Here is a 16,205-nt window from a genome sequence, read left to right as displayed (position 1 = left end):
AATTTTTCTATGGGAATGAATAAAAAAACAATATTATTTTTATTCATTATTTTCACTTATTATTTACATGAAGAGTTATCACTTAACAGGAGGGGTAAAAATGGCAAATGTACAAAATTATGATGTAGTTGTAGTAGGGGCAGGAAACGCAGCTTTATGTGCCGCAATCTCAGCAAAAGAAGGCGGTGCTAGAGTTCTTGTATTAGAACGAGGACCATTGGAAAAGCGTGGAGGAAACTCTTTCTTCACAGATGGAGCCATACGTGTTGCCTACAATAATTTAGACGCAATCAGAAAAGTAATACCAGAATTAACAGACGCAGAAGCCGAATTAATTGTTATGCCTGAATACACTGAATCTGATTATTTAGATGATTTAATGCGAGTAACAGGTGGACAAAGTAATCCTGAATTAGCAAAACAGCTGGTTACTAAATCGTATGAAACAATTGCGTGGATGCGTGATCAGGGAATAAGATTTGAATTGAATTATGAAAATCAATCTTTCGTACAAGATGGCAAGCGCAATTTCTGGGGAGGACTGCCTATCAAAACGGAAGATAAAGGCGTTGGCTTAATGAGACAGCTCTTTGCGCGGACAGAAGAAATTGGCATCGACGTTTGGTACGATTCACGTGCTGTGGAGCTTGTATCAGAGAATAATACAATATCCGGTGTCGTTGTTGAGAAAGATCATACAAGGGAAACAGTTCGGACATCCAGTGTGATTTTGGCTTGTGGCGGCTTTGAAGCCAATAAGCAAATGAGATGTGAAAATATTGGTGAAGAATGGGAAGCGGCAATTGTTCGTGGAACCGAATTCAACACAGGAGACGGCATTTCCATGGCTATGGCAGTCGGGGCTCAAAAATTTGGACAGTGGTCTGGATGTCATTCGATTGGGACAGATTATAACGCGCCAAAAGTAGGAGACTTCACGAAGCCGGGAGATATTTTTAAAAAGCATTCTTATCCATACAGTGTCATGCTTAATAATGAAGGGAAACGTTTTGTTGATGAAGGAGCAGATTTGCGAAATTACACCTACGCCAAATACGGCCGTGAGGTATTAAAACAGCCTGGACATGTGGCATATCAAATTTATGATGCACAGGTACGCCCGATGCTGCGTAAAGAATATGACCTTGAAGAAGCGACTATTTATAAAGCAGATACACTTAGAGAGTTGGCTAGCTTATTGCCGGTCAATCAAACACAATTCCTTAAAACGATTGAAGAATATAACAGTGCCGTACAAGATGGCGAGTATAGACCCGCAGAGAAAGATGGCAAAGGAACGAAAGGAATTACCCCTCCCAAATCCAACTGGGCACTTCGAATTGAGCAAGGGCCATTCTATGCTTTCCCTGTTACGTGCGGAATCACCTTTTCGTTCGGTGGTTTGCATGTAGATGTTACGGGTCATGTGTTAAACAAAGAAGAACAACCGATAAAAGGTCTCTTTGCTGCTGGTGAAATGATTGGGGGTATTTTTTATGAAAACTATCCTGGTGGATCCGGGTTAATGTCTGGCGCAGTCTTTGGAAAATTAGCTGGTTCATCCGCAGCCCACTATATTCAAGAAAAGGTTGAAGCGGTCAATAATCATTGAGTCTTTTCCTTGCATAGTTAATTAGATAAGAATTTGTCCAAAAAGTTTAGGGATACATTAAATAGAAGAATGAAAAACAGCCAAGGCTTAAAATAGCTCTTGGCTGTTTGGTACTTCAAATATTAAGAGTCTTTATGCATTGACTAAAACTCATATCATATAGGGATATGAGTTTTAGAGAATAGCTTTAAGTGTCCTGATGGCCAGTCATTAAATAATGGGTTGGTTTGTGGATATATAACAAGGATGATAAATAACATTTAGTTTTCTTTTTGCTTAAATACCCTAGTGACCATGAAAATCTGAATTCAGTATCTATATCCTAACTTGTATAAGTGTGAGAGCTCCCCCCGGAAATTTTTCATCTATTTTCAATCCTATTTTATAATTGAATTTTGTAGGCATCGGTTAGTTGGAGATACATTAGAGTCTGGGCTTTATTGAAAACTCACTTATACAAAACAAGGATCATTGAAGTAAACTATTTCGGAAAGAATTTTAGTGCCATTCATATTTTTGAATAGTTCTTTCGCTTCTTTTTCTGTGTCAAATTCAAAAATTTTAATATTTCCTTTTAAAAAGACAGTGATGACCCACATTTCAAAGCCTCCAAGTGATAGATAATTTTTTTTTGCGTAATTTACAAATCAATTCAAATCAAGCTAATTGATAGGTAAGCTCGTAATTATTTTTCGTGTACACGTATCCCTCTAAAATGATTCTTGCTGTGCGTACCACTTTAATAGCGCGAATGTGTCCTGCCAAAAAATCAACTTTTGTTTCCATGATCCCCGCCGGGTGGGCTAATCGAAAAATTTCCTGTTTGATGTCCACCATATCCGATAAAATCGTTTCCTGTAAGTAAGCTCCTGCAGTTGCACAGATGGCTCCTGTAATAGCAAGAGCTTGATGGGGCTTTTGCATCGACATCATTCTGATCATCAAATCCATCTCTGACGCTTTTCTTTCCAATCCGTTTAAATCGACGTAATCCATAGGAGGAGCAATTAGAGTCATTTTAGGCACAGCAGGAGATTGGACGGTTGCTGATTTCTTATCGGAAAATTGACACATTTCAGCTGCAATCGACCGGATTTCTTCTAGTTCATTTAATTTTTCCTGTGAATAATCAGTGGGCAATTCGCTTCCGTTTAGACCGATATCCTGTGCCCTTACAAAAACAAGTGGATTAGCAACATCAATGATTGAAACTTGAATCAGTCGATCCTTCGTTTTAATCATGTCAATTGGATTTCCTGTAGGGAATAGTTTTCCTGTAACTGCTCCTTCAGCACGAGTAAAAGAAAGATAGATAGGTGATCCTTTACCAGGCACGCCTGGAATTGAGCAGCTGCCTTCTGTTTTCACTTGTCCATTTTCAACCTCTACTTCTGCAATAATCAATTTTTGTGTATTCGTGTTAAAAATTCTCACCGGTGTAACAGGTTCTTTTGCCGGAACTAATCCGTGCTCAATTGCGTAAGGTCCTACAGCAGATGAAATATTACCACAATTCCCTTTAAAATCAACCATTTGATTATCGATGCTGATCTGCGCAAATGTATATTCCACATCGTATTCCGGTGAATCCGATTTTTTGATAATTGCTGCTTTACTTGTCAATGAATTCGCTCCTCCAAGACCATCAATCTGTCTCCGATCCGGACTGCCCATCACGTCAAGTAAGAAACCTTCCCAGTGTGAGCGATTCGAAGGCATATGTTCAAAGTTAAGGAACACACCTTTACTTGTCCCGCCGCGCATTACAACTACTGGTACTTTCATTGTATAACCACCTTTTCTCAAGACAATATTTATAGCACTACCGGTTCCATTGAGAATATAGTATGATGAGTTCTGTAATAAGTAAAATACATATTTTTTTAATGAAAATGATAAAAAAACTTATAATCAAAAAGTGGGAGATGGTTAAGTGGACGAAAAAGATTGGATTGCGATAAGGGTACTATATGAAGAAAAAAACATTAGCCGTGCGGCAGAGCGTTTATATATATCGCAGCCGGCGTTAACGTACCGGCTTAAAAATTTAGAAAAAGAATTTAGTACGAACCTATTTTTCAAAATAAAAGGAGGCATTGAGTTTACTTCCGAAGGGATACATTTAGCGGGCTATGCGGAAGAAATGGTGAAAAAGTTGCAAAAAACGAAAGATTATATGCTGAATATGAAAAATGAGGTAAGAGGAACGTTAAGGCTTGGCGTTTCCAGCAACTTTGCCCAATATAAACTACCAGAAATATTGAAAAAGTTTTCAACACAATATCCTCATGTACAATTTAATGTGAATACAGGCTGGAGTACAGAAATCATGCATCTTCTGGATTCCTCTAGTGTTCAATTAGGCATTCTGCGTGGAAACTATGAATGGTATGGAATCAAATCGTTACTGCATAAAGAAAGACTTTGTTTAATTTCTAAGAAAGAGGTAGACTTGGATAATTTGCCAGAACTTCCATTCATAAATTATAAAACCGACAGTTCTTTAAAAAACTTAATAAATGGCTGGTGGCATGATAGATTCCCGGAGCCGCCATTTGTAACTATGGAAACAGATCGGCAGGAGACGTGCAAAGAGATGGTCAAAAATGATCTTGGTGTTTCTATTCTGCCGGAAATATGCCTGCAGCCTTCAGATAACTTGCATACATACGGGTTATCCTACAAAAATGGGAAGCCGGTGTTAAGAAATACATGGTTAATGTATAACCAGGATGCTTTAAAACTCTCTACTGTGAAAAACTTTATTGATTTCTTGAATAAAAATTCCAATCTTTAACGAAAAAGCACAATGAAATTATGAAAATTTCATTGTGCTTTTTCGATTTCTTAATTTAATATAAAATGGATTATAAGTTTTTTTTTCGAAAAAGTACAAAAAATATGTATTTCACTTATTTAATGATATGAACTATTCTAAAAATAGAAAACAAAGCAACTGGGAAACAGAAGATATTATATAATATTTTTTAACTATTCAAACTTTTTATTTGATTTGTAAGCGGTTTCTTTAATGGGAGGGGATTCATATTCTTACGTTACTTGGTATTTCAATGGTCGTTGTCTTTACTTATTTAATCATGTCTAAACGGTTATCACCTATTAATTCTCTTGTGGTCATTCCAATTATTTTTGCATTAATTGGCGGATTTGGTCCAGAGCTCGGAGATATGATGCTCGATGGAATAAAGGTTGTTGCACCTTCAGCCGCTTTGCTATTGTTCGCTATTTTGTTTTTCGGAGTCCTGATTGACGCTGGATTATTTGATCCACTTATTAAAACTATGTTAAAAATCGTAAAAGGGGATCCGGTTAAAATAGCGATAGGAACAGCAGTAATCGCAATGACCGTTGCCTTAGATGGTGATGGTACCACGACTCATATGATTACGATTTCCGCTATGCTGCCTCTTTACTTACGACTTGGTATGAATCCACTTATTCTTGCCACTATTTCTATGCTGGCTGTCAGTATTATGAGTGGTATGACTCCTTGGGGAGGACCTGCAACAAGAGCAATAGCATCTTTAGGTCTCGATGCAAATGAATTCTTTGTCCCGATTATCCCAACACTATTCGCAGGTATGGCAGCTATTCTTTTTACCGCTTATGTACTTGGGAAAAAAGAGCGCAAAAGGCTTGGTGTTGTACATATCAAAGCTGCACCTGAAATGAAAGGGGCTCTTGCTGAAGCAGCGGTAGCTTCTGCCATACAAGACGATTTAAAGCGCCCTAAATTAATATGGATCAATCTTTTGTTGACGCTCACGGTTATGGTCATTCTTGTAATGGGCTTCGTACCGGTACCTGTGTTGTTTCTAATCGGGTTTGTGCTTGCTTCAATCATTAATTACCCTAATTTAGAACAGCAAAAAGAGCGAATCGTGTCACATGCAGGAAACGCAATAACCGTCGTCACACTAGTATTTGCGGCTGGTATTTTCACAGGGATCTTTTCCGGAACGAAAATGGTAGACGCCATTGCAAATTCATTAGTGGCCATCATTCCGGATTCTTTAGGCTCTTTTTTACCGATGGTCGTTGCGTTCACCAGCATGCCATTTACGTTCGTTTTATCCAATGATGCTTACTACTTTGGTGTTTTGCCAATTCTTGCCGAAGCAGGAGAAGCTTATGGTGTGAGTCCCTTAGAAATTGCCAGAGCTTCCGTACTCGGCCAGCCTGTACATTTCTTAAGTCCACTCGTGGCATCGACTCTTTTACTAGTGGGGATGGTAAAAACAGATATCGGGGAACTGCAGCGGTATGCATTTAAATGGGCTCTAATTTGTTCATTAGTCCTTATCATTGTTGCTATCTTGACAGGGGCTATTATTTAAGTACAATGTTATCTAATAAATTCTTCGAACTTAAACAAAGTAGGGCTGTGCCAAAACCAATTATTATTAGTGGTTTTTGGGCACAGCCCATTCTTTTATTTAATTCCAGAAGTCTTGTCTGTAGCTTGAGTAATTATTTTTACGATTGTTTTCGCAAGGTTCATAACCGTGTATAGACGAGTGTCATTTAAAAATTGCATGGTTGGCAGCGGATCTATATAATTGACCATTCCTATAATATGATAATCTCCCACTTCCGGCAATACTTTTTTTAAAGCTTTCCCCGGGACAAGAGGTCCATCCTTCAAGAAAACATAGCCGACCTGGTTTTGATCCCCTAAACAAGCATCCACACTAAAAATAAGAGGCTTTTTGAATTGTTTTTTAATTTTTTTCAACGTGTCTTCTAAATTAAATGCATGTACGGGATTTTCCAAAGTACCGTAAACACGATAAGGTACCGTATGTTCTTTAAGCATTGTCCCGACTAAGGGGCCTAATGAATCCCCTACTGATCGGTCTGAACCAATGCACAGAAAAATTACATCTTCATTTTGACATCCAGAAGCTTGAATAATCTCTTTGACTTTTAATGCTAAGCAGTTTATTTTTTCACCTTTTGGTTCCACAGAACAAATTGCTCCTCTTCTTGTAAATTAGACTCATCTTAATTCCCCTTTGTTCTATTATACGTACAAAAAGGACATCATTCATTTAAATATAAGTATATGCTTGAGAATGATAGCTAACACTCTGAAAAATGGCAGTCATTCCAAACATGTACTTTAATTTATTTGGCGAGAAAGTGGGAGTTGGTTTACAACTAGAAAACGTATCGACTTTATTTTAAAACTACAACCAAGTACACCAATAATTAACATAATACTGATTATTTACAGTCAATAACTATGATTCCCACCTACAAAAAAGGATAGAGCCTATAGGCTCTATCCTTTTTTGTTCTATGGTTTAACTAAAATAAAATGATTTACCTGTTATTTTAAATTTTGAACTTCAGATAAAATACCATCTAACTCTTTTGCCGCTTTTGTAAGTGTTGGCGCATCAAGCGGGGAAGACGTTGCACCAGCTTCTATTGTGTGAAGGGGAGTTTCGACCTTACCATATAGATCCGGGCTTTTAGCTTTCACGTCGTCTTCAAATGTTTGCCAAGATTCCTCAAGCTTCGCTCCACTTTCTTTTACTTTTGTAGCATCCTTGGCTTTTAGCTCTGCATTTAGGTCAGCAATCGTTTGTTTCATATCCTTCACGCCATCACTAATGGAAACAGATTTTGGAGAGGACTGTTCGGTTTTCTTGGTTTCATCAGCTTTCTTTTCGTTATTGGTACCGCAAGCAGTTAAGCTTAATGCAGCTACTACGATGATAGGAACTAGTAATTTACGAGATTTCAATTTTGTTACCTCCAGTATGTACTTTTATTTTACTATCTTTTCTTTTATTTAAAAGTGCTGCAATAACAGCAATTATAAGTAAGATCACCTGAGGGATAATACTTTCCCAGGTTGAATATACACCGAAAAAGTCAATGCTAGGGATGGGTGCTTGAGTTGCCGGTAATAACCCGGCAAGCTGCAACCCATGAATCCCCATGCCTACAAATTTAATACATAGGTAGAACATCAAAATGCTTGATACGAGGAAGAATGGACGCATTGGAATTTTCAAACCTACCTTGAGTATGAGGTATGAAACAATTACAAGGATGATCAGCCCAATGGCAATCCCAAGTAAAAGCGTTGCTAACTTAATGGAAGCAGCCATCCCGATAAAGAATAGGACAGTCTCTGTTCCTTCACGGAAAACAGCCAGAAACGAAAGAATGGCTAGGGAGAACAAGCTACCGGTATCAAGTGCTTTTGTACTTTGTGTGCGAATATATCGTTGCCATTCAGCAAGACTTGATTTACTGTGAAGCCAATAACTCATATATAGAAGCATCACTGCTGCAAATATCCCTGTCCAGCCGGATATCAAAAAATTGTTACTGCCGAATGTACCAGCAGAAAATAATAGGTTTACAATTACGCCAAGTACAAGGCTTACTCCAAGTCCGGCTCCTACTCCGTACCAGATCCATTTACTTTTCGCTTCATGGCCAGCTTTTCTCAAAAATCCAAGCAAAGCCACCACTACAAGCAATCCTTCCAATCCTTCGCGAAGAAGAATGGTCGTTGCATCAAGCATCGTATAACTTGTCTTTGCTACCAGTGGAGAGAGGTAATCACGCATACCTTCAATCGTTTTTTTTGCACCTGGTACATCTGGGTGATTGGAGGATAGCATGGCGTAGCTAGCAACCATATCCCTTTCTGCATTACCATATATCTTTGAGGATTGAGTAAGGACAATTCCCTCGACATTCAACCATGATTTTCGGAACTTCTCTATGTCCCCTCTTGCGCCTTCGATATCATTATCATTAATCTTCGAAAGAGACTGATTTAGCAGTGTCACAAGTTCTGCTACATTTCCAGTGGTACCTGAATTTTTACCACTTTTAGATGAAGAAGAATACTTACCCTCTATAAACTTTTGATTGGTCTCTTTTAATCTAATAAGTGCATTTTTTAATTTCTCATTATCCACAGGCTGCTGAGCAAAAGCGAACTGAGCTTGACCCATGTTATCTTCAATATCATGATAGGCTGGCTGAGAATGGTTTTTCACTCCATCTTCAATAGAAATCCAAGTAGATGTAAAGGTTTCGTATTGCTTAAAAGCTTCCTTTGTGTCCCCCTTATCCACAGATTGGATAGATTCTACAATTATCTCATTTGCCTTTTTCATATCATCGGATGCATTAGCTGCAAAACTATTTATTGGTAAAATGACAAAAGCTGTGAGTAAAATTAAAAAAGTCGTAACTAACTTGATTTTCATGAAGGCCCCCTATGGATTGAAAAGTATCTTGTTATGTAAAAAAAAATTTTGTAATCAGTAATGAAAATCACTATCAATTATATTCATAGAAACTATACGTTCTTTATTAATGGATGTCAATAAATATTTTGATATGAAGGGGTCGATTTAAAACAAGAAGGATGACACGGAGACGCCAGCAACATTACTAAGCTAAGACCAAGAGTCCCCGGGGCACTTAGCATGCCTCTGCCTTATGAATAGACCGAACGAAGGAATGTAAGTGCAAATGACGCTAAGAGACATGGGAGGGTACGTCATCATAAGTTTCGCAGAGCTATTGTGCATCACATAGTGGAGAAAATAGCTAATGATTTCCATTAGTTTTAGCGAAGCGTACCCTCAATTTAGTAATAAAAACCAGAATTTCAATTCTGGTTTTTATTACTATCAGTTAATCGAAAATTCATTGGATGATTTTATTGATAATTTTACGAAGAAAACTATCCAGCAATATACGAGTTAGAACAAAAAGCGTTTACAGATTGGTTTAGTCAATGTTGGAAAAAATCAGGTGGAGATATATTGAAATTACCATCATTCTTTGTTTTCCACGATGATACTAAATCATATGAGTTGAAAAATAATCAATGGATTGATGATGAAGAAAAATGGTTATAAAAAACGGTGAAGAATGCCTATATATAGGCATTCTTTTTTATTATCGATATATCAGCATTAACGAGTAACATAGCTTATTTTTAAACATCTCATATTTGCACCCAAAGCTTTGGCAGATTTAGTAACAAAATTGAATACTGAAACATAATCATCAGGCCACTAAGGATCAGTTGGCCATCAAAACAGCTGAAAATTACGAATAGGTTAAAGAGCTTGCTGCAGCTAACAATACAATTAAAAACTTGAATGCTACGCTTAAATATGGGGAAGAAAAGCTGGAAAAGCTGATAAATTAGTCACTGAACTTGAAAAGGAAATTCAAAAGGCTAATAAAGAAGTGGAGAAACACGGCAAAGAGGTTGAAAAAGTGAAAACTAAAACTGAGGCTACTGAACCAATGACAAAAGAAGAAGTGGATGCAATAGATATCACTATAGATAAAGTAGAACAACATCAACAGAAGATCTACATTAAGAAGAATATCAATTTTAGTGAAATTTCTTTTTTGTCTCAACTGTTCCTTACGATTGAGGAATTAACAGCTTAAGTACGACTGACATCTAGCTGAAAAAATTCCAAAAGATTAAAAAATTAGGAAGATTATTTGTAAAACATGGTAGAATAATATTCTAGTAAAAATGTCATAGGAGGAATTTATTAATGAAAAAATACTTAATGGCAGCAAGTGCTTTTTTGGGGGTACTATGTCTCATCTTGGTTAGCGGAGTCTTGAAGGTTTCAGCAAACGTTGGACTGGATTCCATGCAAGCAGCAAAGCTAATTAATGTAAATGCTGTTAATCATGCAATCCTTAATGGAGATGGAGATTACGAAGATTATTGGAAGTTCACGCTGAAAAAACCAGGTCAAGTCACCTTTAACATGAATAACTATCCAGGATATGCATGGGATTTTGAAATCCTGGATGGTAGTGGAAATGAGTTTACAGGTGGAACTACCGATTACAGCAATAAAGCCATGGGTGTAACGGCAAGGAAAGTAGGATTGCCAGCTGGTACATATTACTTACATATTGAAGATTATACTAATTCTATTAACAAAACCTATTATTTTGCTGTTAATTTTGAAGAAAATGCAAATGTGGAATACGAATTCAACAATAGTTCAAGTGCAGCAAATAAAATTAAATTAAATACACCTTACGTGGGTGAGATACAAAATTATAGTGATGAGGATTATTATAGATTCACCCTTCCTGAAAGTGGAGCTGTCACTCTCAATATGAGTCAAAAAGCTGGCATCGGATGGAATGCGAGTATTTTAAATTTAGAGGGTGAAGTGCTTAGTGAGTTGACGACAGAATATTCTTCGAACGTCACAAAACCGGTGGAACGGACGGTCGGACTACCTAAAGGAGAGTACTTAATCCATATTGAAGACTATTCCAGTTCAACTCACCAGCCCTATGCCTTTACCGTAAAGTTTGCAAAGTCAACTGCCTATGAAAAAGAATTCAATGACAACGCCCAGCAGGCAAACAGTATTGGATTGGGCAAAAACTATTATGGGCATCTCCAAGATTACAATGACACTGATTATTTTACGTTTTTCCTAACAAAACCATCAAGTGTATCTCTAGAGATGGGAAGGAAGCCATCTGTTAGTTGGTATATGAGCCTCTATAATTCAAACGGTGATGAAGTGGGATCCTTTAATACGAAGTATGACCAGTTTGCAAATGGAATAGAATCGAAGAGGTATTCCCTTCCTGCAGGGCGGTACTATATATCGGTGAATGATTATACAAACACCCGCAATCATAAATACCAACTGGCTGTAAAAGTTCCAACGCCGTCTATTAGCAGTAAGTCGGTACAAATAACAAATTATGTAGGCAAATCGGATAGCGTGAAAGTGAGTGCCCTTGCTAAAGGCGATGTAGTGAAGTTGTTCGATTCGAAAGGAAAGCTATTTGCTACATCTAAACCAGTTTCAGGTTCCTCTACAACTTTTAGCATCAAACAATTAGGAAAGAATGCCGGTTTTATCTATGTGTCGAACACCAAAAGTGGAATGCTCGAGAGTTCTAGAGTAAAGGTATCGTTTAAAGCAGAACCGAAGACACCTAAGCCAAGCGCTTCCAACATTATGATTAAGAATAATAAGGGGAAGTCAGATACTGTAATAGTCAAAGGATTGAAAAAAAGCGACGTTGTTAAACTCTATTCATCCTCCGGGAAGTATCTATCTAGTAAAACATCCACTTCTTCCTCTGCAACCCTTACGGTTAAGCAGTTAGGTAAGGGTTCAGGTTCTGTTTATGTAACAGTGACACGCCCTGGAATGAATGAAAGCGACAAAGTGAAGAAAACATTCAAAGCAGAATAATGCATATTAGAGTTGGGACAGTATATTAAAGAAAAGGGGGCGGCACTCAAATTGAGAGCCGTCTTTTTAGTAAAAAGAAGAGAATTAGTCATTCTTAAATAGGATGGAAAATTTGCATTGGAATTTTGGTTTATCTCATCTTTTTCGTCTCATAAGTTAAGATTTCTCTTAATAGATAGGCTATATATTTTGGGGTTTTATTACATGTAAGATTTTTTAATGACCGTTAATGTGGATTATTTCCAGAAATAATGCTGTTATTTGTAAAATACTTACTTTAAGACGGGACGCTTATGAAAAAAAACGCAACTAGCTTTAATGTTTCTCTTAATACCTCTGGCAATATTAATTTCTTTTTGGTTTTCGGAAGCCTTATTACGAGGGGAATATGATTTACTATAGATGGTTTTGTTGTAGCCAGAGCCTTAATAATTATTTACACATTACATTTATTAGGGGGATTAGGAGAATTTATTATTAAAAAAAGATTAGCCATGAGCTAATCTTTTTTTTGGGATTAATAGTTGACCAGTCCGTATTCACCGTACTTAACTTTTTTGACTTTATAATTCTTCTTTGTAATGGTATCCCCATTGTAGATATTAATGGTGTGCTTTTCTCCTGTTTCAACAGCATATTTCACTCTATCCCATATAGACTCGTCTATTAGGACCAGCATCTAATGAATAGTTTTTAGCACTTGATTTAGAAAATCCTAGACTGATGCTCAATCCTTTTATACTGCCAGATACAGTCGGACTAAACAAATCAAAAATGGAAATCATTTTGTGATTTCCATTTTTGTTTCTGTATTTTTTAGGTCATAAAATTCGTAGATTAAGTTTTGATCAACCTATTGCAGTTTTAATTTCTAATAACTGGAATGAATATAAGGTTTAACATCTTCTCCAACAAATGCTTGCCAAATAATCAATTTTAAAAGGTCGTAATTTAATATACTCCCTTTTTCATTGAGATTATATTAAAAAATTCATTTTTTGTTATTGATAGGTTTTTGTTTTACCAAATCTATATATTCTTAGGCAGCAAGGCTCATTATCTTGTGAGTTTTAAAGGAAGTCTTTTCACTCCAAAAACGAACGGACTTGGAATCGCCTCCAGCTCAGCCCCTTTTACACCCTCCAATTTTGCAAAAGTACTTAAAAGTGTCACGAGAGCTACTTCTGCCTCTAGACGTGCAAGTGGGGCACCTAAACAAAAATGAATACCAAACCCGAAACTCAAATGAGGATTTAATTTCCTTTCTAACGTAAACCGATTAGGTTCTGCAAACTTTTGTTCATCCCGGTTTGCCGAACCGACCCAGCAAATTACTTGTTCCCCCTTTTGGATTGTTTTGTCCCCAACTCTGACATGTTCCTTTGTAACACGGCCAATTGCCTGTATTGGAGGATAAAAGCGTAGTGTTTCTTCTACCAATTTTGGTATTAAAGGCAGATTTGTCCTAGCTTGTTCTTGAATGTTTTTATCTTCTGTCATGTAGCGTACGGCATTTGTAATCAAATTAGTTGTAGTTTCATTGCCCGCAACTAATAATAAAACACAGAAAGATAGTACCTCTTCTTCTGTTAATTTTTCCCCATCAATTTTTGCTGCTAATAATAGCGAAATTAAATCTTCTTCAGGCTTATTTTTTCTCTCTAAAATTATTTTTTTGAAATATTGTTTAAGAAACTCGTTTCCTTCCTTGCGTTTTTGTGTCATTACTTGGAAGGCTTCACTTGAATTGTCTTTGGCCCCTTCCACGAGAACATCGGAATAGGTTTTAAAAAGATCGCGATCCTTAGTAGGGACCCCCAATAATTCGGCAATTATAATGACAGGCAAAGGACCTGCAAGATCATGAACGAGATCCATGGTTTCCTTCCCATTAACTTGATCGAGAAGATAAAGTGTCACTTCTTCTATTTTATTTTTTAAATCCTTCACAGCTTTAGGAGTGAATGCCTTGTTCACTAAGTTTCTCATTTTCGTGTGTCTAGGAGGATCCATTGTCAAAATGCTTCCTTGAAGAGTTCCAGACCCTCGTTCCGATGAAAATAGTTTTGGGTTTTTTAGAATATAATGAACGTCTTCATATCGAAACACATCCCAGCAGCTTCGATCCTCGTCGTACCTTACAGGAGTTTTTTGTCGTAAACTATTAAAGATTGGAAAAGGAAATAATTGATCTGTGTTCAAAGCAATTTCACTCATGGGGATGAGATTAGCATACTGCTCCACTGCGCTTGTTGATTTACGTTCTTGTGTCATGGTTTCATCTCTCCTTTTATTGTGACTAATATTCAAACAGAAAATAGTCATGAACCGGTTCATTAACTAAGATAACAAACACGTAATTTGGTTTCAATTGACATAAATTGAGATATTTTTCAATAAGAAGAAAGTAATAACTCAGTATACCTATATTTACTGCACCCTTAATTTTAAGTCTGCCGCTGAAGTTTTTACCTGAAGCAATAGGTGGGTTTCTGAAAAGGGTGTGTCAATCTAGGGATGCTGGCTGCAGTTAAGGGAAACTTCATAACTATCGGGCAGAAAGGAAGTCGTAATAATTGGATCTAATGGTTTGGAGGGGTATATCAGCTGGAATTTTCTCTTTAGCCCCCATCATCCATTTCGAGATTCAGAAAAAGAAAACGTTCCAGTCGAACCTATCCGTGTTGATGAGTTAACAGGAAAGAGGTTTACTTCTTTTTTGGTTAGCCAAAGAAAAAAACAAATAACCCATATACCTATCTTGAATACATTTATTAGGCTTTCTTACGGTTTTCACGTAGTGAATAGGGTGCAATTGAATTTGAACATCGAAGGGATATAAGTTTTGATGGGGATATTTTTGAATCATAACATGAGCGGGCTCTAAACGGGTTTGCTCTTTTTGTGTGATTGAAATAATGTTGTCCGCGGTCTGTACGGGATGTCTTTTTGCTAGTTAGCGATGTGCCACATCCAGGTGAGGCGTATAAAATTTGGAGGCAAGAGTAAGCTAACATACGTATATAAGCTGCCGTGGGAGGTGAATAAGTATGAGTAATGATGCAAGAGGTTCTAAAAAAAATAAACCAAATGATGCAAACCATGTGAATGCTAAGACGAAAGCCAATCAAAGACGAATTTCAGAAAAGAATAACCAACAGAATAATGGTAAGGTTCAGTAGGGACTGATTTTTTTGATTCACTAAAAATTTCTCTCATTTAACAAATAAAGAATATAGAAATTTTAACAGAGAACTGATATACCGACATCAGTTCTCTTTATTGATTTATCACTTGAAAAGGAAGGGCATATTCAAGAACGTTAACCTCGTTAGAATATATAATATTTAATATGATCTCTATAAATATAAGATAGTTTCCTTTTGTCCTAGAGTTATTGCCTAATTGAAAACCATATTTACATAAGCTCTAGATTTATGAAGAGAAAGAGAGTGTGGCAAATTATATTTATTAATTTTTGCGTTAAATATCTATTTTACGAATTATAAGAGTGACTAGAAGGCATGTTACGGTTATTTTATATCCCACAATATTAAGAAGAGGTTAATTAATGGTTGCTGAAATGGCTTGTTTTAATTCTTCCCACACCTCTTCGTCTTATTCCATTACTAATCTTTTATGCAACCTCGATAAAACCACTTTACTACCAATAAAACTTAATGCAAAAGCGGCGTAAACTCTGATTTTTTCATTTGTGTCGTCAATACATTATCGATAAAGGGTGAAGCAATCTTTCGTAAGGAAATATGGAAAAGGATGTTGTTTTACATGGTCTGGCGATTTGAAAGACTTTTAAAAGAAGACGGCATTTAGTTTGCTATTTTTTTCGTCTCATAAGGTAAGATTACTTTTTTTAATGAGATACAATAAATAAAAGCCTCTAAGATGAACCTAGGGGCTTTTATTCTTTGTTTAAGGCTGATGTACAGGAAGAACCGTAACAGAGAATAATGAGATTGCCAATATTATATAATAATATGCTTCTTAAGTGAGGAATATAGGATAAAAATCCAGTCATTATTAACTGAAAATTCCCAATTTAAACAAAAATAAGTATATAATATTATAAAACAGTTATCTAAGTTTGTGGGTTACTACTTCTAAATAAGGAGGCGATACTCTTAAACATGTATGGAAATTTATTTTTTAGAAAGGAAATATTTGTAGGATGCAGAAAAGGAGAAATTTATTAGTCTAGAAAGGAATTAAAGCAGCTACAGTAGCCGCTGGTAATGCGGGTTTAGGTATTGCGTTTCCACCAAGTCGTTCAATGTTTATTTTATTGGGATTCGCTCCTATTG

General features: G+C 36.6%; 12 protein-coding genes. 6 read left to right on the top strand and 6 right to left on the bottom strand.

Features of this window, described 5'->3' with window-relative positions:
* Window positions 1-100: 100 nt before the first annotated feature.
* A complete protein-coding gene (tcuA, locus tag ACFRAK_RS19865; protein WP_387595073.1) occupies window positions 101-1,612 on the top strand; it encodes an FAD-dependent tricarballylate dehydrogenase TcuA in 1,512 nt (503 codons plus the stop codon).
* A 452-nt stretch (window positions 1,613-2,064) separates the two neighbouring features.
* Here the strand turns inward: tcuA and ACFRAK_RS19860 are convergent, their stop codons facing one another.
* Window positions 2,065-2,211 (bottom strand): hypothetical protein, encoded by a 147-nt coding sequence (locus tag ACFRAK_RS19860; RefSeq protein WP_278090096.1) that lies wholly within the window; start codon window positions 2,209-2,211, stop codon window positions 2,065-2,067.
* Window positions 2,212-2,269: 58 nt separating this feature from the next.
* On the bottom strand, window positions 2,270-3,397 hold the full coding sequence (locus ACFRAK_RS19855; protein ID WP_387595077.1) for a 2-methylaconitate cis-trans isomerase PrpF family protein: 1,128 nt from the start codon (window positions 3,395-3,397) through the stop codon (window positions 2,270-2,272).
* Between the two features lie 148 nt (window positions 3,398-3,545).
* Between ACFRAK_RS19855 and ACFRAK_RS19850 the strand changes: the two genes are divergently transcribed.
* A complete protein-coding gene (locus ACFRAK_RS19850; RefSeq protein WP_387595080.1) occupies window positions 3,546-4,409 on the top strand; it encodes a LysR family transcriptional regulator in 864 nt (287 codons plus the stop codon).
* Between the two features lie 250 nt (window positions 4,410-4,659).
* Window positions 4,660-5,970, top strand: a complete 1,311-nt coding sequence (locus ACFRAK_RS19845; RefSeq protein WP_387596032.1) for a CitMHS family transporter — start codon at window positions 4,660-4,662, stop codon at window positions 5,968-5,970.
* Window positions 5,971-6,065: 95 nt separating this feature from the next.
* On the opposite strand, the gene yyaC is transcribed toward ACFRAK_RS19845, so the two are convergent.
* The 3 genes from yyaC to ACFRAK_RS19830 all read right to left on the bottom strand — a co-directional run bounded on the left by yyaC (window position 6,066) and on the right by ACFRAK_RS19830 (window position 8,874).
* On the bottom strand, window positions 6,066-6,599 hold the full coding sequence (gene yyaC, locus ACFRAK_RS19840; protein ID WP_387595083.1) for a spore protease YyaC: 534 nt from the start codon (window positions 6,597-6,599) through the stop codon (window positions 6,066-6,068).
* Window positions 6,600-6,965: 366 nt separating this feature from the next.
* Complete coding sequence (locus ACFRAK_RS19835) at window positions 6,966-7,385, bottom strand: hypothetical protein (RefSeq protein WP_387595086.1); 420 nt, start codon at window positions 7,383-7,385, stop codon at window positions 6,966-6,968.
* Entirely contained in the window at window positions 7,372-8,874 is a 1,503-nt protein-coding gene (locus tag ACFRAK_RS19830; RefSeq protein ID WP_387595089.1) for an FTR1 family iron permease, read from the bottom strand. Before ACFRAK_RS19830 ends, ACFRAK_RS19835 begins: the two co-directional genes overlap by 14 nt.
* A gap of 1,027 nt (window positions 8,875-9,901) precedes the next feature.
* Here ACFRAK_RS19830 and ACFRAK_RS19825 point away from each other — a divergent pair.
* Entirely contained in the window at window positions 9,902-10,081 is a 180-nt protein-coding gene (locus ACFRAK_RS19825) for a hypothetical protein (RefSeq protein WP_387595092.1), read from the top strand.
* Between the two features lie 113 nt (window positions 10,082-10,194).
* Window positions 10,195-11,883 (top strand): hypothetical protein, encoded by a 1,689-nt coding sequence (locus ACFRAK_RS19820; RefSeq protein ID WP_387595095.1) that lies wholly within the window; start codon window positions 10,195-10,197, stop codon window positions 11,881-11,883.
* 1,056 nt (window positions 11,884-12,939) lie between these two features.
* Here ACFRAK_RS19820 and ACFRAK_RS19815 read toward each other — a convergent pair.
* Entirely contained in the window at window positions 12,940-14,157 is a 1,218-nt protein-coding gene (locus ACFRAK_RS19815) for a cytochrome P450 (protein WP_387595097.1), read from the bottom strand.
* Between the two features lie 776 nt (window positions 14,158-14,933).
* On the opposite strand from ACFRAK_RS19815, the gene ACFRAK_RS19810 reads away from it, so the two are divergent.
* Window positions 14,934-15,065, top strand: coding sequence for a hypothetical protein (locus tag ACFRAK_RS19810; RefSeq protein WP_286182172.1), 132 nt, complete (start codon window positions 14,934-14,936; stop codon window positions 15,063-15,065).
* Window positions 15,066-16,205 lie beyond the last annotated feature (1,140 nt).

This window comes from Peribacillus sp. NPDC056705 (assembly GCF_043656335.1).
This window is presented reverse-complemented; position numbering and strand designations above follow the sequence as displayed.

Coding starts and splice junctions, on each gene's coding strand:
- tcuA (WP_387595073.1), top strand. CDS start 101: ATGGCAAATGTACAAAATTATGATGTAGTTGTAGTAGGGGCAGGAAAC.
- ACFRAK_RS19860 (WP_278090096.1), bottom strand. CDS start 2,211: ATGTGGGTCATCACTGTCTTTTTAAAAGGAAATATTAAAATTTTTGAA.
- ACFRAK_RS19855 (WP_387595077.1), bottom strand. CDS start 3,397: ATGAAAGTACCAGTAGTTGTAATGCGCGGCGGGACAAGTAAAGGTGTG.
- ACFRAK_RS19830 (WP_387595089.1), bottom strand. CDS start 8,874: ATGAAAATCAAGTTAGTTACGACTTTTTTAATTTTACTCACAGCTTTT.
- ACFRAK_RS19820 (WP_387595095.1), top strand. CDS start 10,195: ATGAAAAAATACTTAATGGCAGCAAGTGCTTTTTTGGGGGTACTATGT.
- ACFRAK_RS19815 (WP_387595097.1), bottom strand. CDS start 14,157: ATGACACAAGAACGTAAATCAACAAGCGCAGTGGAGCAGTATGCTAAT.
- ACFRAK_RS19810 (WP_286182172.1), top strand. CDS start 14,934: ATGAGTAATGATGCAAGAGGTTCTAAAAAAAATAAACCAAATGATGCA.